Raw genomic sequence first — 19,335 nt, forward strand, 5'->3', positions numbered from 1 at the left:
GACCGACGTGCGACCGGAGCTGCTCGTAAATAGTGGGCCCGACTCGGGTAATCCTGGAGCGGGTTGGGGAAAGAGGACGAGACAAAGCCGCGCCGACCTCGGGGAGGGGCACGTGCTCAGCAGCGCACACCACGCAGACGTTGTCATTGTGGGAGCCGGAGTCTCGGGACTCGCGGCGGCACACCACCTCATTGCAGCGGGGGTCTCGGTAGCGATCCTGGAAGCCGCGGACGGCCCCGGCGGCCGGATGGCCACGGACCGCACGGCCGAAGGGTTCCGGCTCGACCGGATCGGCCAGCTCCTCAACACCTCCTACCCGGAGCTCGACCGCACGCCCGGCCTGGAGGACCTGGTGCTGCGGCCGTTCGCACACGGCGCACTCGTCCACACCGAGGACGGGAAACAGCTGCGCGCCGGGGCGCTCACCCCGGTCCGCGCACTGGCCGGCCGGTCCCTGGACCAGGCCCGGCTCGGCGCGGCCCTCGGCCGGCTCGCCGCGCTCCCGGTGGAGCGGGTGCTGGCCCGACCCGAACGCACCGCCGCCGCAGCGCTCCGGGCCCGCGGCGCGATGCTGCTCCGCCCCTTGCTCGCCACCCTGCTCTGCGACCCCCAGCTGGGCACCTCCAGCCGGGTGGCCGACCTGGCGTTGCGCAGGTTCGCCCGGGGCCGGCTGGCGGTGCCGGAGGGCGGCGCGGCGGCCCTGCCCGAGCTGCTGGCCGCCGGGCTTCCGGCGGGCACCGTGCTGACCGGGGTACGGGTCCGGTCGGTGTCCGTCAACGTGGTCACCACGGAGGACCACGGCGCCTTCCGCTGCCGGGCGGTCCTGCTGGCCACCGGGGCCCGGGCCGCCGCGGACCTGCTGCCCGGCCTGCGGGTCCCGGCCTTCCACGAGATGACGGTGCTGCACCACGCCGCACCCGGGGTCCTGCCCTCGGACGGTTCACTGCTCCTCGACGGCGATCCGCGCTGGCCGGTGGCCCACACCGCCGTGATGAGCGCGGTGGACCCGACCCGGGCGCCGGCCGGCCGCTCCCTGGTCACCACCACGGTCCTCGGCCCGCCGCCCCCGCTGCGGACGGTGGCCTCCCGGCTGGCCCGGCTCCACGACACCAGCACCCGGGACTGGGAGCTCCTCGCGGTGCACCACACCCCGGAGGCGGTGCCGGCCATGCCGCCGCCGTACGACCTGCGCCGGCCGGTGCGGGTGGTGGCGGGTCTGTACGTGTGCGGGGACCACCGGGACAGCAACACCGTGCAGGGGGCGCTGCAGTCCGCCCGGCGGGCGACGGCCGCGGTGCTGCGCGACTTCGGCATCCCGGTCCCCGCCCCGGCCCAGCCCCTCCCGGCCGCGGCCTGACCCTCCCGTCCGGGACGGCTGCGGGCGCGGTCCCGGCTGCGCCGCGACCCGCAGCCGGGCCAGTGCCGGGCGGTCCTGCGCCGGGCCAGTGGGGCCGGGCCGCGCCGCAGCCGCACCGGGGGCCGTCCCGCGCCGCAGCCGTCCGGCGCCGCGCCGGGCCAGTGCCTATGCCGCCCCGCGCCGCAGCCGTCCCGCGATGCCGCAGCCCTCCTGCGCCGGGGCCGCCCCGCGCCAGGGCCGCGCTGCGCCGGGCCAGTGCCGGGGCCGTCCTGCCCCGCCCCGCGCCGGGCCCGTGCCGGGCCAGTGGGGCCGGGCCGCGCCGCGCCGGGGCCAGTGCCGGGGCCGTCCCGGGCCGCAGCCGTCCCGCGGTGCCGCAGCCGTCCCGCGCCGGCCAGTGCCAGAGGCGTCAGTGCAGGGCCGCGACGCGGTCGCGGTACTGACGGACCGCCGCCGCGTCGCGGTACGGCTCCAGCCGCCGCTCGAAGTCCCGTACGTACTCCACCGCCCGCGCCGACCGCATCTCCATCGCCTGCTGCGCCGCCTCCGCCCCCAGCGCGCACGCCTGGTCCAGCTCGCCGAGCCCCAGCCGCGCCGTGGCCAGGACCACCCGGCAGAACAGCCGCGACCGGGCGTACCCGGGCGCGCGCAGCTGGAGCGAGCGCTCCGCGTGCTGCGCCGAGGCCCGGTACTGCTGGAGGTCCCGGTGGCAGTGCCCGAACTCGTCCGCCAGCTGCGCCTCGTCGAAGAACCGCGCCCAGTGCGGCGCGTCGTCCCCGGGCCGGGACGCCCCGAGCGAGCGTTCCGCCCGGACCAGCGAGGCCGTCGCCGCCCGCACCTCGCCGAGCACCGCGTGCCCCCGGGCCTCCGCAGCGTGCAGCAGGGCCTGGAGTACCGGCGGCGGCCCGGAGCCCACCCCCTGCTGGGCGACCCGGGCCAGCTGCACCGCCTCCCGGCCGTGCCCGAGGTACACCGCCTGCCGGCTCATGGTGACCAGCACGTAGCTGCCGTAGGGCCGGTCGCCCGCCGCCTGCGCCAGCCGCAGGGCCTGTACGAAGTACCGCTGCGCCAGACCGTGCGCGGCGATGTCGTACGAGGTCCAGCCCGCCAGCCGGGTCAGGTCCGCCGCCGCGGCGAACAGCCGCCGGCCGGTGTTCTCCCCGTAGGTGCCCCGCAGCATCGGCTCCGCCTCGTGCTCCAGGTAGCGGACCAGGGCCTGCCGCGCATGCCCGCCGCCGTACGCGTCGTCGAGCGCCCGGAACAGCTCGCCCACCGACCGCAGGGCCGCGATGTCCCCGCCGGTGACCCGCTGCCCCGGCCCCCGGTCGATCTGCCGCTGCCGGGGCACCGAGGTACGGCTGCCCTGGACCGGGATCCGGGCGGCGGCGGCGACCGCCTCCACCCCCCGCCCGACCCGCTCGTCGGCCCGCCCGATCAGCCAGTCCCGGCTCGGGACCACCAGCCCGGCCGGGGTGAACGCGATCTTCCGGAGCTCCGCGTGGGAGCCGGAGTCCTTGCGCCACAGCCCGCTCGCAATGTCCACCGCCTCCTCCGGGGTGGCCGCGAACTCCAGCCCCGCATAGACCGGGGCGCACGCGTCCAGACCCAGGTCCTGGGCCGACAGCCGGCGGCCCAGCCGCCGGGTGAACACCTCCGCGATCAGCGCCGGGGTGGTGCCGCGCGGCTGCTGCCCGCGCAGCCAGCGGGTCACGGAGGTCTTGTCGTACCGGAGGTCCAGACCGTGCTCCAGGCCGAGCTGATCGACCCGCCGGGCCAGCCCGGCGTTGGAGAATCCCGCTTCGGCGATCAGCGCCGCGAGCTGCCGGTTGGGGACGCGCTGCGCAGGTCGTTCCGTCATCAGCTTCCACGGTCTCCTGACGTGACGGGCCGGTCACCGGGCCCTGTGAACGGCGTGAATGTAGCGGCGAACCTCCCTTCTGCCGTCCTCTCTGCCCCACATTCATCCGATCGTGTGCAGAATCTGCACGGCTCTTTACGGACTGCCCCCGTCCACCCGCGTACGCTGCGCCTCATGACCCGCCGGCCCCCCGAGCTGGAACCCACCCCGGCCCCCACCCAGGACCCCACCCCGGAATCCACCGCCCCGCTGCCCGCCCCCGAGCTCACCGAGGCCGAGTGCCGGCGCTGCGGCACACTGATCGCCGGGCTGGACGGGCGGTACGCCTGCGGGGTGTGCGGCTGGGTCAACGACCACTCCGAGGGCCACCGGCGGCTGCCGCGCGCGGACGAGGACCCGGACGTGCCCCGGGGCCGCAGGAAGCGGAAGCAACCGCCGCCGTACCCTTGCTGAGTGCGATACGTGCACATGGCAGGTTCTACGGCAGGTTCAACGAGGAGGCGCCGCGGTGACTGAGCTCCGGTTTGTCCGTCTGGGCTTCGGGCCGGAATCGGTGGAGTACACCGAGGCCTGGGAGGAACAGCGGCGCGTCCACGCGGCCCGCTTCGCGGACGAGATCGACGACACCTGTCTGCTGCTGGAGCACCCGCCGGTCTACACGGCCGGCCGGCGCACCGCAGAGAGCGAGCGCCCGCTCGACGGCACCCCCGTCATCGACGTGGACCGCGGCGGCAAGATCACCTGGCATGGCCCGGGCCAGCTGGTCGGGTACCCGATCATGAAGCTGCCCCGCCCGGTCGATGTGGTGGCCCACGTCCGCCGCCTGGAGGAGGCGCTGATCCGCACGGCCGCCGAGTTCGGCCTGGAGACCACCCGGGTCGAGGGCCGGTCCGGGGTCTGGGTGCTCGGCGACCCGATAGCCGAGCGGCCGAAGATCGGCGGGCTGTCCCTGGACTTCGACCCGCGCCTGCAGGACGAGGAGTTCGACCCCCGCCTCAACGGCCCGGAGTACGCACCCTCCAACGCCGGCCAGCGCCGCGAGGACCGCAAGCTCGCCGCCATCGGCATCCGCGTCGCCAAGGGCGTCACCATGCACGGCTTCGCCCTCAACGTGAACCCGGACAACACCTGGTTCGACCGGATCGTCCCGTGCGGCATCCGGGACGCCGGTGTGACCTCGCTCTCCTATGAGCTGGGCCGCGAGATCACCATCGCCGAGGTTCTGCCGGTCATCGAACGGCACCTGACCGAGGTGCTGGAGAACGCCGAGCTGCGGCCCCGCGAGATCGAGCCGGCGGCCGGCGCCTAGCGCCCGGGACCCGCCCGGGACCCGCCCGGGAATGTGTCCGGCCGCCCCCAGGTTGGCCGACGTAAGAGCGTATGAAATTACGGGCGTACCCTGGTGGGCGCCGAGGAATCAAAAGTCACAGGGAGCCGGTCGTGTCCGCAGTCGCACCCGACGGACGCAAGATGCTGCGCCTGGAGGTCCGTAACGCCCAGACCCCCATCGAGCGCAAGCCCGAGTGGATCAAGACCCGGGCGAAGATGGGTCCCGAGTACACGAAGATGCAGAACCTCGTGAAGGGCGAGGGCCTGCACACCGTGTGCCAGGAAGCCGGTTGTCCGAACATCTACGAATGCTGGGAGGACCGCGAGGCCACCTTCCTCATCGGCGGCGACCAGTGCACCCGGCGCTGTGACTTCTGCCAGATCGACACCGGCAAGCCCCAGGCCCTGGACCGGGACGAGCCGCGCCGGGTCGGCGAGTCCGTGGTCACCATGGACCTGAACTACGCCACCATCACCGGCGTCGCCCGCGACGACCTGGCCGACGGCGGTGCCTGGCTGTACGCCGAGACCGTGCGCCAGATCCACCAGCAGACGGCCGGCCGCGAGAGCGGGCACACCAAGGTCGAGCTGCTGGCCCCGGACTTCAACGCGGTCCCGGAGCTGCTGGAGGAGGTCTTCGCCTCCCGGCCCGAGGTCTTTGCGCACAACGTCGAGACGGTGCCGCGGATCTTCAAGCGGATCCGCCCCGGCTTCCGCTACGAGCGCTCGCTGGACGTGATCACCAAGGCCCGCGAGTACGGCCTGGTGACCAAGTCCAACCTGATCCTCGGCATGGGCGAGGAGCGGGCCGAGGTCAGCGAGGCGCTGCGCGATCTGCACGAGGCGGGTTGCGAACTCATCACGATCACCCAGTACCTGCGGCCCTCGCCGCGGCACCACCCCGTGGAGCGCTGGGTGAAGCCGGCCGAGTTCGTGGAGCTGGCGAAGGAGGCCGAGGAAATCGGCTTCTCGGGCGTCATGTCCGGCCCGCTGGTCCGGTCGTCCTACCGGGCCGGGCGTCTCTACGGCCAGGCGATGGAGAAGCGGAGTTCCAGCGGCGTGTGAACTCGCGCACAAAGTCTTACTAGCCAGTAATACCGCACGGATGCGGCCCTAGGCTCTTTCAAGGAGGAGCCCGGCGGGCCGCATCAGTGTTTTTGAAGTGTCATAGGTGTTTGACCGCCCGGTCACTCCCTGGTAACACCCAACAGTGATGCTGGTTCCACGCACAGCTACCAGAGCACCGAGAGAGGGTTCCCCATGCAGGCCGCGCCCGTTCGCGCCATCGCCGTTCCGACCCTTGGCGACGCCCTTCGTGGCATCGAGTCGCTGCTCATCCGCGGCGCCCGCCGCAACGCCTGGACCGCGGTCCTGGAGGACCGCCGCCGGGCCCAGGACCGGGTCGAAACCGAGCACGTACTCGAGGCCGTGGCCACCCGGACGCCGCAGGCCACGTAAACTTCGCTGTATGGCGAGGAAGTCAAACGCAGAGACTGCTGCGAACCCCGGGCGACTGAAGCAGATCGCCCTGACGTACAAGATGACCCGTAAGGCCGATTCCAAGATCGGCCTGATTCTCGCGGGCGTGGGAATCGTCACCATCGGCGTCTTTCTTGCGATCGGCTTCCTGATCGGCCATCCGGTGTACCTGGGCATCCTGGGCTTCCTGGTGGCGTTCCTCGCGATGGCGATCGTCTTCGGACGGCGGGCCGAGCGGGCTGCCTTCGGGCAGATGGAAGGCCAGCCGGGAGCTGCTGCGGCCGTACTGGACAACGTGGGGCGTGGCTGGACCACCACCCCGGCCGTGGCGATGAACCGCAGCCAGGACATCGTCCACCGCGCGGTCGGCAAGGCCGGCGTCGTGCTGGTGGCCGAGGGCAACCCCAACCGGCTGAAGCCGCTGCTGGCGGCCGAGAAGAAGAAGATGGCCCGGATCATGCCGGACATCCCGGTGCACGACATCATCGTCGGCACCGGCGAGGGCCAGGTCCCGCTCAAGAAGGTGCGGACCACCCTCCTGAAGTTCCCGCGCGTGCTGGCCGGCCCGCAGGTGACACAGGTCAACGACAAGCTGCGGGCCATGGGCGACCTGATGAGCAACATGCCGCTGCCGAAGGGCCCGATGCCGAAGGGCATGCGGATGCCGCGCGGCGGAAAGATGCGCTGACCCGCTTTTCGTATACGACACACGTAACACGCACAGAACAGAGGGGCGCCCCGGAGCCGACAGCTCCGGGGCGCCCCTCTGTGCGTGTCTGTAGGTGTATCTCAGATACGAACCTGGATGGCGCGGGCGAGCCGGTCGTGCAGGCCGCGCCCGTCCCGGTCCCAGATCAGCGCCGGCACGAAGAGCAGCAGCAGCGCCGTACGGAGCAGTACCCGCGGGAAACCGAGCCGGCCGCCGTCCTCCGCGACCACCCGCAGGCCCAGGATGCGTTTGCCCGGGGTGAAGCCCACGGTGCCCACCGTGAGGACGGCCAGGACGGCGAAGACCGCCAGCGTCCAGTTGCCCGCCGCAGTCCATTCACCCCCGGTGATCAGGCCGAATGCGATCAGCTGGCAGGACAGCCAGTCGATGGCCACCGCGCCGAGCCGGCGCCCGAACCGGGCCACCGAGCCGGGGCCCTGCTGCGGCAGGCCGAGCCGCTGGCCCGGGTAACCGAAGTCGACGCCCATCTCCTCCGCTGCCGCGCGGGGGCCGGACAGCCATGATCCGATTGCTTGCCTCTTGTCCACCCGAACACGGTACCCGTGGCGTTCCCGGCACCCTCGCCCGGACCCCGGTTAACTTGTGCGAAACAAATGGGTCATGCTTGAGAAATCCCGTCTGCTTATGGTCGGGTCAGCGTGCGGCACCGCACTGACGCACCACGAGCTATACAACCCGTCCCTCCCCGGAGGCCGGGAGTAGGAGGAGTTGGATGTTCCAGAACGCCGACGAAGTGAAGCAGTACATCGAGGAGAACGACGTCAAGTTCGTCGACGTCCGCTTCTGCGACCTGCCTGGTGTGATGCAGCACTTCACCATCCCGGCTCGGGCATTCGACCCGGCGGAGGAGCTCGCCTTCGACGGCTCCTCGATCCGCGGCTTCCAGGCCATCCACGAGTCCGACATGGCTCTGCGTGCCGACATCACCACCGCGCGTCTGGACCCGTTCCGCAAGGACAAGACGCTCAACATCAACTTCTTCATCCACGACCCGATCACGGGTGAGGCCTACAGCCGCGACCCGCGCAACATCGCGAAGAAGGCCGAGGCGTACCTCGCCTCCACCGGCATCGCCGACACCGCGTTCTTCGGCCCCGAGGCCGAGTTCTACGTGTTCGACAGCGTGCGCTTCGCGACCTCCGCGAACGAGGGCTTCTACCACATCGACTCCGAGGCCGGCGCCTGGAACACGGGCTCCGAGGAGAACAACCGCGGCTACAAGGTCCGCTACAAGGGCGGCTACTTCCCGGTCGCCCCGGTCGACCACTTCGCCGACCTGCGCGCCGAGATCTCCCTCGAGCTGGACGCCCAGGGCCTCCAGGTCGAGCGCCAGCACCACGAGGTGGGCACCGGCGGCCAGGCCGAGATCAACTACAAGTTCAACACGCTGCTGGCCGCGGCCGACGACCTGATGCTCTTCAAGTACATCGTGAAGAACGTCGCCTGGCGCAACGGCAAGACCGCGACCTTCATGCCGAAGCCGATCTTCGGTGACAACGGCTCGGGCATGCACGTCCACCAGTCCCTGTGGGCCGGCGGCGAGCCCCTCTTCTACGACGAGGCCGGCTACGCGGGCCTGTCGGACACCGCCCGCTACTACATCGGCGGCATCCTCAAGCACGCCCCGTCGCTGCTCGCCTTCACCAACCCGACGGTGAACTCGTACCACCGCCTGGTCCCGGGCTTCGAGGCCCCGGTCAACATGGTGTACTCGCAGCGCAACCGCTCCGCGGCCATGCGCATCCCGATCACCGGCTCGAACCCGAAGGCCAAGCGCGTCGAGTTCCGCGCCCCGGACCCGTCCTCCAACCCGTACCTGGCCTTCTCGGCCCTGCTGCTCGCGGGCCTGGACGGCATCAAGAACAAGATCGAGCCGATGGAGCCGATCGACAAGGACCTCTACGAGCTCTCGCCCGACGAGCACGCGAGCGTCCCGCAGGTCCCGACCAGCCTGGAGGACGTCCTCAAGGCCCTGGAGGAGGACCACGAGTACCTCCTGGCCGGCGGTGTCTTCACCCCCGACCTGATCCAGACCTGGATCGACTACAAGCGGACCCACGAGATCGCCCCGATCGCCCAGCGCCCGCACCCGCACGAGTTCGAGCTCTACTTCGACATCTAAAGATCAACGGCCAAGGCCCCCGAGACTCTTCACGGAGAGTGACGGGGGCCTTGGCCGTTTGCGCGGTTGGGTTCGTACAAGCGCTTCGTCAGTCGGTGTAGCGGGGGAAGACGCTGCTGTCGATGGTCCAGCGGCCCGCCGGAACGGTGTCGCCGAAGGCGTATTCGTGGCTGGCGCGGTAGACCCCGGCGACCGGGTCGGAGTAGACGGTCACGGCGCCCTTGCGAGGGTCGATGAGCAGGTAGACGGGGATGTTCATCGCCGGGTACGCCTTGAGCTTCTTGACGTAGTCGTTTTCCGGATTCGTCTTCGACACGACTTCGGCCACCAGCTCCACCAGCTCCGAGCTGACCGCGTCGGTGGTGGGGTCGAGGGAGTCCTCGGGAAGCGCCATCAGGTCGGGCACACGCAGTTTCTCCACCTGAGGGTTTTCCAGATTGGTGTCATTGAGGGCCACCATCTCAGACGCCTGGGCCTCGATCTGGCGGCGCAGCCGCAGCACGATCATGCCGTGGGCGGTGGTGCGGCTCACCATGGAGGTCAGGATCTCCGGCCCGTCGATCTCGATCTTGAACTTCTTGTCGCTCGGCGTGATCGCTGCGATTTCTTCCGCGAGGCGCCGCAGCTCCTCGTACGTGGCGGTCATCTGCTCCTCCAACGGGCGCCCCCGTCAGTATCCGGGACGGCGGCCCGTCCGCGTGTCTAAGGTTTTGCCCACCAGGTGAAGGGTGGGGCGGCGTGGACCAGGCGGCGGTGGGCAACACGTTCGGCGGCGATGCCTCGGCCGGCGTCGTGATCCAGGCGCAGACCGTCAACGGCGTGCACTTCGGCCCGCAGCAGCCGTCCGCAGCGCCCGGGCACGAGGACACCGCGGGCAGCCGGGACCCCTGGGTGAGCCGGGCCGCGGACTCCCCGGTGTGGCGGCACGTACCGGCCGGCCGGGACACCGGCGCGCACCGGCAGCGGGCCACCGCGGTCGCCGCCGAGCTGGCGCGGCTGCGCGACCTCCTGGAGCCCGCCCTGGCCGCGGACCCGTGGACCGACCCGGGCATCGCGATCCGCTTCCTGGACCGGATCGAGCTCCTCCTCGGCGAGCCCGCCGACTGCCCGGACCCGCTGGACCTCTATCCGGCCGAGGCCGCACTCCTCGTCCTGCTGCCGTACCTGCACCGGATCCACTACCTGCGCCTGGCCGCCGGGCTCTGCGAGGAGGTCCGGCCCTGGCGGCTGCGGCCCGAGGAGGGTGCCGGGCCCGGCCGGCGGGCGTACGAGATCTTCGTCGACGAGGACGAGAGCCTGGTACAGCGCGCCCTGCGCCACCCGGAGGAGGAGGCGGCGAAGGTCGGCTGGTGGCTGTTCCACCGCTGGCTGATCCAGCAGCGCGAGTTCGCGGACCCCGTCCCGGTGGGCGACCTGCTCGGCGAACTGGGGGAGGCCGTCGCCCTGCTCGGCGGAACCCTCACGGTCCGCCGCGTGACCACCCTGCTCCAGGGACTCTGGCGCGGCCCGGACGTCTGCCACGCGGAGTTCCTGGACCGGCTCGCCGCCGACGACGGCATCCGGACCGGCTCCGGCCACGAGCAGGTCCGCGAGCAGCGCCTGATGCTGATCGCGGCGCTCGGGTACGGCATGGCGATCGAGATGCAGACGCTGCCCGGCATCGTCGCCGAGCACCTCGCCACCCCGCACGCCGTGGACCTCGGAGAGCTCCGCACCACCCTGGACGGCGCCCGCTGGGGAGGTCCGCCGGACCTGCGCGTGCTCAAGGCGGAATGCCGGCACGAGGCGGTGGTGGAGGGCGTCCGCGCCCATGTCGCCCGGGCCGACGAACTGCTGGACGCCGTCCGCCGCACCGGCCGGGAACGGATCACACACCCGCTGCCGCCGCTGCCGGCCCGGCTCTCGGCCGACGGCGTCGTGCCGACCGGCCGCGCCTTCGACGGCTACGCGCGGTTCCGCAGCGACGGCCGCCGGTTCCGCGACCTGGCCATGGGCATCGAGTTGTACAAGGACCGCGACCTCGCGGTCCGGGAGCTCTACCAGAACGCCCTGGACGCCTGCCGCTACCGGCGGGCCCGCAGCCGCTACCTGGACCTGACCCAGCCGGCCCTCGGCGGCGTCCCGTACGAGGGCCGGATCTCCTTCGTCCAGGGCACCGACGAGGCCGGCGCCTACTTGGAGTGCACGGACAACGGCGTCGGCATGGGCGAGTCCGAGCTCCGCGGTGTCTTCGCCCAGGCGGGCGCGCGCTTCGCCGAGCAGCTGGAGTTCAAGCTGGAGCGCACCGCGTGGGAGACGGTCACCCCGCCGGTGACCCTCCACCCGAACAGCCGGTTCGGGATCGGCGTACTGAGCTACTTCATGCTGGCCGACGAGATCGAGGTCACCACCTGCCGAATGGCCCCGGACGGCGGCCTGGGCCCCGTCTACCAGGTGTCGATCTGCGGCCCAGGCCACCTCTTCCGCATCCGGAAGATCGCCCCGCGGGGGCGGGAACCGGGCACGAAGATCCGCCTGCGGCTGCGGCCGGATGTGGTGCCGGCGGGATGGTCCTCGGTGAATGTGCTGAAACGGCTCTTGGCCATCGCCGAGTTCGAGACCACGGCGGTGGAGCACGCTGGGGAGCCCAGCCGGTGGCCGGCCGGGGAGCTGACTACGAGGAGATACCACGACGCGGGGTTCGGCTTTCTCGCGGATGGCTGGCTGCGCCCCTGGCGGGAAGCTCCCGACGGGGTGCAGGTGGTCTGGTGCGAGCGGGGCGGCGCGCTCCTGGTGGACGGCCTGGTGGTGGAACCGAAGAACCGGGAAGGGGTCTTCGGCACCGGACACGGCGGTCTGCGGGGCGCCGTGGTGAACCTCTCGGGCCCCTGGTCCCCGGCGCGGCTCTCGGTGGACCGCAGGCACGTCCTGGATGCCGTGGCGCCCACCGTGGCCGGGCTGCTGAAGCAGGCGGCAGGTGTTCTCGGCCGGGAGCAGCCGTCCTTTGAATGGCTGTGTTCGGTGGCCGAGGAGAGCACCCCGCTGGGTGACCTGGTCGCCGGGGCGACGCTGTCGGACGGCAGGGAGGTGGTCTACCGGGACATGCGCTTCGGTACGGGAAGCGCGGGGTTTTTCCCGGCGGACGTGACGCTCCTCGGGCGGGATGCGAACTTCCAGTGGCATGAGGACCACCCGGCCATGGCACGCGCCATCGACGTTCCCGACCAGGTCTTCCTCTGGCGGGTTCTGGCCCGCCGCCCGGAGCGGGCGTTGCGCGAGCTCGTCGAGGTGTGCCCGGAAGTCGCGGATTTCGGTCCGGTACGCGAGGCAGTCCTGTCCGATCAGGATTTCCTCATCGGCGGCGGTACGCCCGGACACCTCGGTGACGTGGCAGACCTGGCGCTCGACTACGGGACCGACCCGCGCGATATGGCGCGGCGGCTGTCCGCTCTCGGCTTCCGGTGGGCCGACCCCGGGGACTGGGCGCCCGGGGCCCACCTGACAGAGGAGAACGTGACGATGTTCGGCCTGATCGAAGACGCCGTGACGAAGGACGGACCGCTGACGGTGCAGCAGCTCGGCCGGGCGGCGGGACGACGTGATGTCCGAGCGACGGCCGAGCAACTTCGCGGCTTCGGGTTCCGGGTTTCGGAGGACTTCGTCCGGCTCTGCGAGGCGGCTCGGAAGGATCCCCTGTTGTTGCGGCACCCGGCTCGGCAGTGGCAGGGCTGTCTCTCGCCGGACGCCACGGTGCCGCCGGGTCACCTGGCCATGGCCAGCCGTGAGTGTGACCTTTCGGTGCCGGAGGTACGGCGGAGGCTCGCATCCCACGGCCTCACGGTGGACGAGGGCCCGCTGCCCGACCGTCCTTCGGAGGAGATCACGCTGTTGCTGAGCAAGGACGGGGACGGTGTGTGGCCCTGGCTGCAGCGCGATGTTCCGCCGCCTCCGGGACAGATCCTGACGCTCGCCAAGCGGCTCCGGCTGGAGCCGGCGCAGGTGCTCGGACGGCTGGCCGCCGTGGGCATGGCGGTGCCCGACCCGTTCCCGGAGGACGCCTCGGTCCAGGATCTCGACGTCCTGGGCGGGTCCCCGACGGAGCTGCAACCGGCGCATCCTCTGCTGTACGGGGAGATCCTGGACGAGGCAACGAGCCTGTGGGACCTCCGGCACCGGATCGCCAGGCTGCGCGCGTACGGGTTCTCCGTTCCGCTTCAGGTACCTGCCCGGCCGAACCCGCTGGACGAGGAGGTGCTGAGACGCGAGAGCCCGTTCGGTTGGGCGACCCAGGCGGCCGGCGCTCCTGTGCCGTTCGCCCATGTGCTCACCGCCGCCCAGCGGTTGCAGGTGGGGCCGTCGGTACTGTCCCGGCGCCTGCGCTCGTACGGCATCACGGTCGTCCCCCCGTCCCTTCCGGAAGGGCTCTCGGCGACCGAGGCGCTGCGGCTCGTCGGCTCCGACAAGCTGGCCAACAAAGAGAAGCCCGAAGTCGAGGACTTCTCCCTCTACTACCTCTACCGGGTCGCCCGCCGGACCCGGCGGCCCCTCGCCGAGGTCGCCTCGCTCATCCGGCAGCTCGGCATCCCCGTCCCCGATCCCGCCGAGACCGTCCGGGCCGCCCTCGCCCTCGTACCCCGCGGCTAGCTACGCCAGGATCGCCATGCCCCGCGTCAGTTCGCGCAGGGAGCGGACCGCCAGGTCGGCAGGGGAGTCGGGGCCCGAGGGCGGGGTGTCCGTGGTGGACCAGACTTCCAGGGAGACCCGGATCGCGTCGGTGGCCGCGGCTGCCAGGAGCCGGATCTGGAGGGGGCTGGCGGCCGGGCCGGCCAGGTGGGTGAGGATCGGGACCAGGCCCTCCTCGGAGTCCTGGTTCACCCGGTACCAGACCGCGCGCAGCGCCGGGTCGCCCTCGGCGGCGCGCAGCAGGGAGCGGGTCCAGTTCAGGCCCTCGGACAGGGCCACCGGGCCGGTGAGGGAGCGGGTGACCGCGCGTTCCAGGGCCTCGGCCAGGGGGGTGCCGGGGGATTCCTCGGCGAGCCGGTTCCGCCATTCGGCGCCGCCGCCCGCGAGCAACGGGGCCACCGCCTCCTGCTTGTTGCGGAAGTAGCGGTAGAACGTACGCAGTGCCACGCCCGCACGGTGCGCGATGTCCTCGGCGGTGGTGCCGTCGGGGCCGTGGGCGGCGAACAGTTCGCAGGCGGCGCGGGCGATGTCGAGCTGGGTCGCGGCCTTGCGCCGCTCGGTCAGCGACTGGACGCCGGGGCCGGCCTGGGGGGAGTACGGACGAGGGGATCTCACGAGGGGAAAGGGTACTCCGCGTTCTCGAACACAACTGCATTCTTTGACACCCTGGCAAATCGTGTCACGACCTGGGTACGCTCGGCCCCATGAACCGTTACACAGACCGACGCGTCGTGATCACCGGCGGCGGCTCCGGCATCGGCCAGGCCACCGTCCACCGCATCCTCGCCGAGGGCGGCCGGGTCCACGCCATCGACGTGAACGAGGCCGGCCTGAAGGCGACCATGGAGCAGGCCGCGGCCGACGGCGTCGCCGCCGGCCGGCTGACCACCGCGCTGCTCGACATATCGGACGAGACGGCGGTCAAGGAGGGCGTGGCCGCCGCCGTGGACACGCTCGGCGGCATCGACGTGCTGGTCAACGCGGCCGGCATCCTCCGCTCGGAGCACACGCACAAGACCACACTCGAGCTGTGGAACAAGGTCATCGCGGTCAACCTGACCGGCACCTTCCTGATGATCCGTGAGTCGCTCCCGGCGCTGCTGGCCGGCGACAAGCCGGTCGTCGTCAACTTCAGCTCCACCTCGGCGTCCTTCGCCCACCCCTACATGTCCGCGTACGCGGCCAGCAAGGGCGGCATCCAGTCGATGAGCCACGGGCTCGCCGCCGAGTACAGCAAGCAGGGGCTGCGGGTCGTCTGCGTGGCGCCCGGCTCGATCGAGAGCGGCATGACCACCGGGACCGGCCCGGGGCTGCCCGAGGACACCGACTGGTCGCTGTTCGCCAAGCTGGCCCCGGCCATCGGCCAGGGCTTCGCCGGCCCGCAGACCGTGGCCGGTGTGGTCGCCATGCTGGGCTCCGAGGACGGGGCCTTCATCACCGGCACCGAGATCCGCATCGACGGCGGAACCCACTACTAGTCCAGAGGCTGAAGGTCAGCCGCGAAAACGGTCCCAGAGCCGGGGGAACCGTTCCGCCAGGACGGCTTCGTTCTCGAAGTCCAGCGGAGCGCCCTCCGGCTCTGCCGCCTGCACCGGGATGCCCAGGTCCGGCGCGACCACCCCGGTCAGCTGCTCGTACGCCTCGTCCGCCGCGTACCCCAGCTCCTCGCCGTCCCCGTCGATCTCCTCGTCGAACTCGCCCAGGAGCTCCGCCAGCTGGTCGGGGTCGTGCACCCCGCCCTCGAAGACCTCCCGGCCCTGGCCGATCAGCCAGCACCGGAAGTAGTCGAAGGCGTCGTCGCTGGCCCCGTCGAGCAGCACCCAGGCCGCACCCCACAGGTCCCAGGTGTACGCCCGGTTGTACCGGGACTCGAAATGCCGGGCGAAGTCGAGCACGGAGTCCGGGTCGAGCTGGGTCAGCCGCTCGACGAGCAGCTCGGCATGTTCCTCGGGGTCGCCCTCCGCGGCCTCGCGGGTGCGGTCCACGATCTCCCAGAACTCCGTCTCGTCCATCACCGCTCCAGCATCCTGGGTCCGCCCGCGCACCGCCACCGCGCATACGGCCAATAGCCCGACAGTCCGAAGGCCAATAGCCCGAAGGCCGGTGCCCGCCCCCTCGGGGGCGGGCACCGGCCTTCGGTGCAGCTCTGCGGTTTCGGCGGCGTCGGCGGCCTACAGGCCGTAGCGCTCCCGGGCCTCCTTCACGGCCGAGGCGGGAACCTCGCCGCGGCGGGCCAGCTGCGCCAGCGCGGCGACCACGATCGACTGCGCGTCGACACCGAAGTGGCGGCGGGCACCCTCGCGGGTGTCGGAGAGGCCGAAGCCGTCCGTGCCCAGCGAGGTGTAGTCCTGCGGCACCCACTGGCTGATCTGGTCCGGAACCTGGCGCATCCAGTCGGAAACGGCCAGCACCGGGCCCGGGGCACCCTCCAGCACGCGGGTGACGTACGGGGTGCGCTCCTCACCGCGCAGCAGCGCCTCGTCGCACTCCAGCGCGTCCCGGCGCAGCTCGCCCCACGAGGTGGCGGACCATACGTCGGCGGCCACGTTCCAGTCGGCGGCGAGGAGCTTCTGCGCCTCCAGGATCCAGTGGATCGCCGTACCCGAGGCCATGAGCTGGATCTTCGCGGCGTCGGCGGCCGGGGCCGCCTCGGCCAGGTCGGCCGCGGTGTTGAAGCGGTACAGGCCCTTGAGGATGCCCTCCTCGACGCCCTCGGGCATCGCCGGCTGCGGCTTCGGCTCGTTGTAGACCGTCAGGTAGTAGAAGACGTCTTCCGGCTGCTCGCCGTACATCCGCCGCAGACCGTCCTTGACGATCACCGCGATCTCGTACGCGAAGGCCGGGTCGTAGTTGAGCGACGCCGGGTTCGTGGACGCGATCAGGTGCGAGTGGCCGTCCGCGTGCTGGAGGCCCTCACCGGTCAGCGTGGTGCGGCCGGCGGTGGCGCCGACGATGAAGCCCTTGCCCAGCTGGTCGGCGAGCTGCCACATCTGGTCGGCGGTGCGCTGCCAGCCGAACATCGAGTAGAAGATGTAGAAGGGGATCATCGGCTCGCCGTGCGTCGCGTACGACGTGCAGGCGGCGATGAAGTCGGCCATGGCGCCGGCCTCGGTGATCCCCTCGTTGAGGATCTGGCCGTCCTTGGCTTCCTTGTAGTACATCAGCTGGTCGCGGTCGACCGGCTCGTACGTCTGGCCCAGCGGCGAGTAGATGCCGGCTGACGGGAAGAGGGACTCCATACCGAAGGTACGGGCCTCGTCGGGGACGATCGGCACCCAGCGCTTGCCGGTCTCCTTGTCCCGCATCAGGTCCTTGACCAGCCGGACGAAGGCCATGGTGGTGGCCATCTCCTGCTTGCCGGAGCCCTTGAGCAGCGGGGCGAAGGAGCGCTCGGCCGGGGCCGGCAGGGCCACGTGGTGGACCTTGCGGGCCGGGGCCGGGCCGCCGAGGGCCGCACGGCGCTCGTGCAGGTACTGCACCTCGGGGCTGTTCGCGCCCGGGTGGCCGTAGGGGACGACACCGTCGGCGAAGGCGCTGTCCGGGATCGGGAGGCCAAGGAGGTCACGCATGTCCTTGAACTCGTCGATCGTCAGCTTCTTCATCTGGTGGTTCGCGTTCTTGGACTCGAACCCGGCACCCAGGGTGTGGCCCTTGACGGTCTGCGCCAGGATGACCGTCGGCGCGCCCTTGTGGGCCAGGGCGGCCTTGTACGCGGCGTAGACCTTGCGGGGCTCGTGGCCGCCGCGCGAGGTGTGGAAGCACTCGGCGATCTTCGCGTCCGACAGCACGCCCGCCAGCTGCACCAGCTCGGCGTTGGCGCCGAAGAAGTGCTGGCGGATGTAGGCCACGTCGCGGGTCGCGTACGTCTGGAACTGGGCGTCCGGGACCTCGCGGATGCGGCGCACCAGGGCGCCCGTGGTGTCGAGCTGGAACAGCTCGTCCCAGGCGGAGCCCCAGAGGGTCTTGATGACGTTCCAGCCGGCGCCGCGGAACTGCGCCTCCAGCTCCTGGACCACGCGGAAGTTGGCGCGGACCGGGCCGTCGAGGCGCTGCAGGTTGCAGTTGATGACGAAGGTCAGGTTGTCGAGCTGCTCGCGCGAGGCCAGGGCCAGGGCGGCGGTCGACTCGGGCTCGTCCATCTCGCCGTCGCCCAGGAAGGCCCAGACGTGCGAGTTGGCGGTGTCCTTGATGTTCCGGTTCTGCAGGTAGCGGTTGAACCGCGCCTGGTAGATCGCGGAGAGCGGGCCGAGGCCCATGGAGACCGTGGGGAACTCCCACAGCCAGGGCAGGCGCCGCGGGTGCGGGTAGGAGGGGAGGCCGTTGCCGCCCGACTCCTGCCGGAAGTTGTCGAGCTGCTGCTCGGAGATGCGGCCGTCGAGGAAGGCGCGGGCGTAGATGCCGGGGGAGGCGTGGCCCTGGATGTAGAGCTGGTCGCCCGAGCCGTCGTTCTCCTTGCCGCGGAAGAAGTGCTGGAAACCGGTCTCGTAGAGCCAGGCCGCCGAGGCGAAGGTGGCGATGTGGCCGCCGACGCCGTACTTGGAGCCGCGGGTCACCATGGCTGCCGCGTTCCAGCGGTTCCATGCGGTGATCTTGGCTTCCATCGCCTCGTCACCGGGGAACTCGGGTTCCGCGGAGGTCGGGATGGTGTTGACGTAGTCCGTTTCCAGCAGCTTGGGCAGCGCGAGTCCGGCGGCCTCGGCGTGCTGGAGGGTACGGCGGAGCAGGTACTCGGCGCGGCGCGTACCGGCGGCCTTGGCAACGGCATCCAGGGAGGCCGCCCATTCGGCGGTCTCCTCGGTGTCGCGGTCCGGGAGCTGGTCGAGCTCGCTCGGAAGCTTTCCTACGGGGTCGGACATCGGTGTGCGCCGCCTTCCGGACTAAGGAGGGTGGTGAAGATAAGGAACCCTGACGGGCAGGACAGGGTCGGCGGACCCGGATGGGGTCCGCCGACGACTGTAAGACGCTGATCGATGATCGATCAAAGAAAAGTGTCCAAAAAATGGCTGTAGGGCGAAAGTCGGCACTGCGTGCCGCGGAATGAGGCACGCAGTGCCGGGCAAAACGGGACAATCAGCCCTGTCAGGCCCGGGGTGCGCACCCCAGGACATGCCGCTTCACCAGCAGGCCGATCTCCGGATCCTGTCGGCGGAACGCCTCGATCAGGGCCTCGTGCTCCTCGGCGTAGGACTTCTGCACGGTCCCCAGCCAGCGGATCGACAGGGCCGTGAACACCTCGATCCCCAGGCTCTCCCAGGTGTGCAGGAGCACGCTGTTCCCGGCCGCCCGCACCATCTCCCGGTGGAAGCCCACCGTGTGGCGCACCTGCGCGGTGCCGTCCCCCGCCCGGTCGGCCTCCCACAGGGCCGCCACATGCGGCTCCAGCGCACTGCAGTCCGTCGCCAGCCGCGGGGCGGCCAGCTCGGCCGCGATCTGCTCCAGGCCGGCCCGGACCGGGTAGATCTCCTCGAGGTCGGCCGCCGTCAGGTTCCGCACCCGGACGCCCTTGTTCGGCGCCGACTCGATCAGCCGCAGCGTCTCCAGCTCGCGCAGGGCCTCCCGTACGGGCGTCTGGCTGACCTCCAGCTCCACGGCGATGCGGCGCTCGACGATCCGCTCGCCGGGCTTCCAGCGCCCGCTGACGATGCCCTCCACGATGTGCTCGCGGATCTGCTCGCGGAGCGAATGCACCACGGGTGGCGTGATCATCGGGTTTTCATCTCCTGGGAGGTCGCGCAGGGGTCCTGATGCCTGATGAGGGTACTGATGCGTAGACAATACGGCGCCCCCGACCTGTGCGAAGC

Annotated in this window: 16 protein-coding genes; 9 read left to right on the top strand and 7 right to left on the bottom strand. The window is 71.3% G+C overall.

Annotation, left to right across the window (positions count from 1 at the left end):
- Positions 1-112 precede the first annotated feature (112 nt).
- Positions 113-1,357 carry an FAD-dependent oxidoreductase gene (locus tag DEJ50_RS24110; protein ID WP_150210194.1) on the top strand — a complete coding sequence of 415 codons (1,245 nt, stop codon included), beginning with the start codon at positions 113-115 and terminating at the stop codon, positions 1,355-1,357.
- 406 nt (positions 1,358-1,763) lie between these two features.
- On the opposite strand, the gene DEJ50_RS24115 is transcribed toward DEJ50_RS24110, so the two are convergent.
- Positions 1,764-3,212, bottom strand: coding sequence for a regulator (locus tag DEJ50_RS24115; protein ID WP_150210195.1), 1,449 nt, complete (start codon positions 3,210-3,212; stop codon positions 1,764-1,766).
- A gap of 174 nt (positions 3,213-3,386) precedes the next feature.
- On the opposite strand from DEJ50_RS24115, the gene DEJ50_RS24120 reads away from it, so the two are divergent.
- The 5 genes from DEJ50_RS24120 (at position 3,387) to DEJ50_RS24140 (ending at position 6,708) form a co-directional block, all read left to right on the top strand.
- Positions 3,387-3,665, top strand: coding sequence for a hypothetical protein (locus DEJ50_RS24120; RefSeq protein WP_223837893.1), 279 nt, complete (start codon positions 3,387-3,389; stop codon positions 3,663-3,665).
- 55 nt (positions 3,666-3,720) lie between these two features.
- Positions 3,721-4,521: a lipoyl(octanoyl) transferase LipB gene (gene lipB, locus DEJ50_RS24125; RefSeq protein ID WP_150210196.1), complete on the top strand. Its 801-nt coding sequence runs from the start codon at positions 3,721-3,723 to the stop codon at positions 4,519-4,521.
- A 131-nt stretch (positions 4,522-4,652) separates the two neighbouring features.
- Positions 4,653-5,606: a lipoyl synthase gene (gene lipA, locus DEJ50_RS24130; RefSeq protein WP_150210197.1), complete on the top strand. Its 954-nt coding sequence runs from the start codon at positions 4,653-4,655 to the stop codon at positions 5,604-5,606.
- A gap of 195 nt (positions 5,607-5,801) precedes the next feature.
- Positions 5,802-5,999, top strand: coding sequence for a hypothetical protein (locus DEJ50_RS24135; protein ID WP_150210198.1), 198 nt, complete (start codon positions 5,802-5,804; stop codon positions 5,997-5,999).
- Between the two features lie 10 nt (positions 6,000-6,009).
- Positions 6,010-6,708, top strand: coding sequence for a DUF4191 domain-containing protein (locus DEJ50_RS24140; protein ID WP_150210199.1), 699 nt, complete (start codon positions 6,010-6,012; stop codon positions 6,706-6,708).
- 101 nt (positions 6,709-6,809) lie between these two features.
- Here the strand turns inward: DEJ50_RS24140 and DEJ50_RS24145 are convergent, their stop codons facing one another.
- On the bottom strand, positions 6,810-7,277 hold the full coding sequence (locus tag DEJ50_RS24145; protein WP_150210200.1) for an RDD family protein: 468 nt from the start codon (positions 7,275-7,277) through the stop codon (positions 6,810-6,812).
- A gap of 185 nt (positions 7,278-7,462) precedes the next feature.
- On the opposite strand from DEJ50_RS24145, the gene glnA reads away from it, so the two are divergent.
- Positions 7,463-8,872: a type I glutamate--ammonia ligase gene (gene glnA, locus DEJ50_RS24150; RefSeq protein ID WP_150210201.1), complete on the top strand. Its 1,410-nt coding sequence runs from the start codon at positions 7,463-7,465 to the stop codon at positions 8,870-8,872.
- A gap of 88 nt (positions 8,873-8,960) precedes the next feature.
- On the opposite strand, the gene DEJ50_RS24155 is transcribed toward glnA, so the two are convergent.
- Positions 8,961-9,518, bottom strand: a complete 558-nt coding sequence (locus DEJ50_RS24155; protein WP_150210202.1) for a Uma2 family endonuclease — start codon at positions 9,516-9,518, stop codon at positions 8,961-8,963.
- A gap of 92 nt (positions 9,519-9,610) precedes the next feature.
- On the opposite strand from DEJ50_RS24155, the gene DEJ50_RS24160 reads away from it, so the two are divergent.
- Positions 9,611-13,495, top strand: coding sequence for an ATP-binding protein (locus DEJ50_RS24160; protein ID WP_223837894.1), 3,885 nt, complete (start codon positions 9,611-9,613; stop codon positions 13,493-13,495).
- Here the strand turns inward: DEJ50_RS24160 and DEJ50_RS24165 are convergent, their stop codons facing one another.
- Positions 13,496-14,149, bottom strand: a complete 654-nt coding sequence (locus tag DEJ50_RS24165; protein WP_150210203.1) for a TetR/AcrR family transcriptional regulator — start codon at positions 14,147-14,149, stop codon at positions 13,496-13,498. It lies immediately after the preceding gene.
- Positions 14,150-14,238: 89 nt separating this feature from the next.
- On the opposite strand from DEJ50_RS24165, the gene DEJ50_RS24170 reads away from it, so the two are divergent.
- Positions 14,239-15,012: an SDR family NAD(P)-dependent oxidoreductase gene (locus tag DEJ50_RS24170; protein ID WP_150210204.1), complete on the top strand. Its 774-nt coding sequence runs from the start codon at positions 14,239-14,241 to the stop codon at positions 15,010-15,012.
- A gap of 15 nt (positions 15,013-15,027) precedes the next feature.
- On the opposite strand, the gene DEJ50_RS24175 is transcribed toward DEJ50_RS24170, so the two are convergent.
- The 3 genes from DEJ50_RS24175 to DEJ50_RS24185 form a co-directional block, all read right to left on the bottom strand.
- Entirely contained in the window at positions 15,028-15,546 is a 519-nt protein-coding gene (locus tag DEJ50_RS24175; protein ID WP_150210205.1) for a DUF4240 domain-containing protein, read from the bottom strand.
- A gap of 159 nt (positions 15,547-15,705) precedes the next feature.
- Positions 15,706-18,390: a pyruvate dehydrogenase (acetyl-transferring), homodimeric type gene (gene aceE, locus DEJ50_RS24180; RefSeq protein WP_150210206.1), complete on the bottom strand. Its 2,685-nt coding sequence runs from the start codon at positions 18,388-18,390 to the stop codon at positions 15,706-15,708.
- A gap of 223 nt (positions 18,391-18,613) precedes the next feature.
- Positions 18,614-19,237: a GntR family transcriptional regulator gene (locus DEJ50_RS24185; RefSeq protein ID WP_150212333.1), complete on the bottom strand. Its 624-nt coding sequence runs from the start codon at positions 19,235-19,237 to the stop codon at positions 18,614-18,616.
- Positions 19,238-19,335: the final 98 nt, after the last annotated feature.

The sequence above is a fragment of the Streptomyces venezuelae genome (genome assembly GCF_008642295.1).
GTDB lineage: Bacteria > Actinomycetota > Actinomycetes > Streptomycetales > Streptomycetaceae > Streptomyces > Streptomyces venezuelae_C.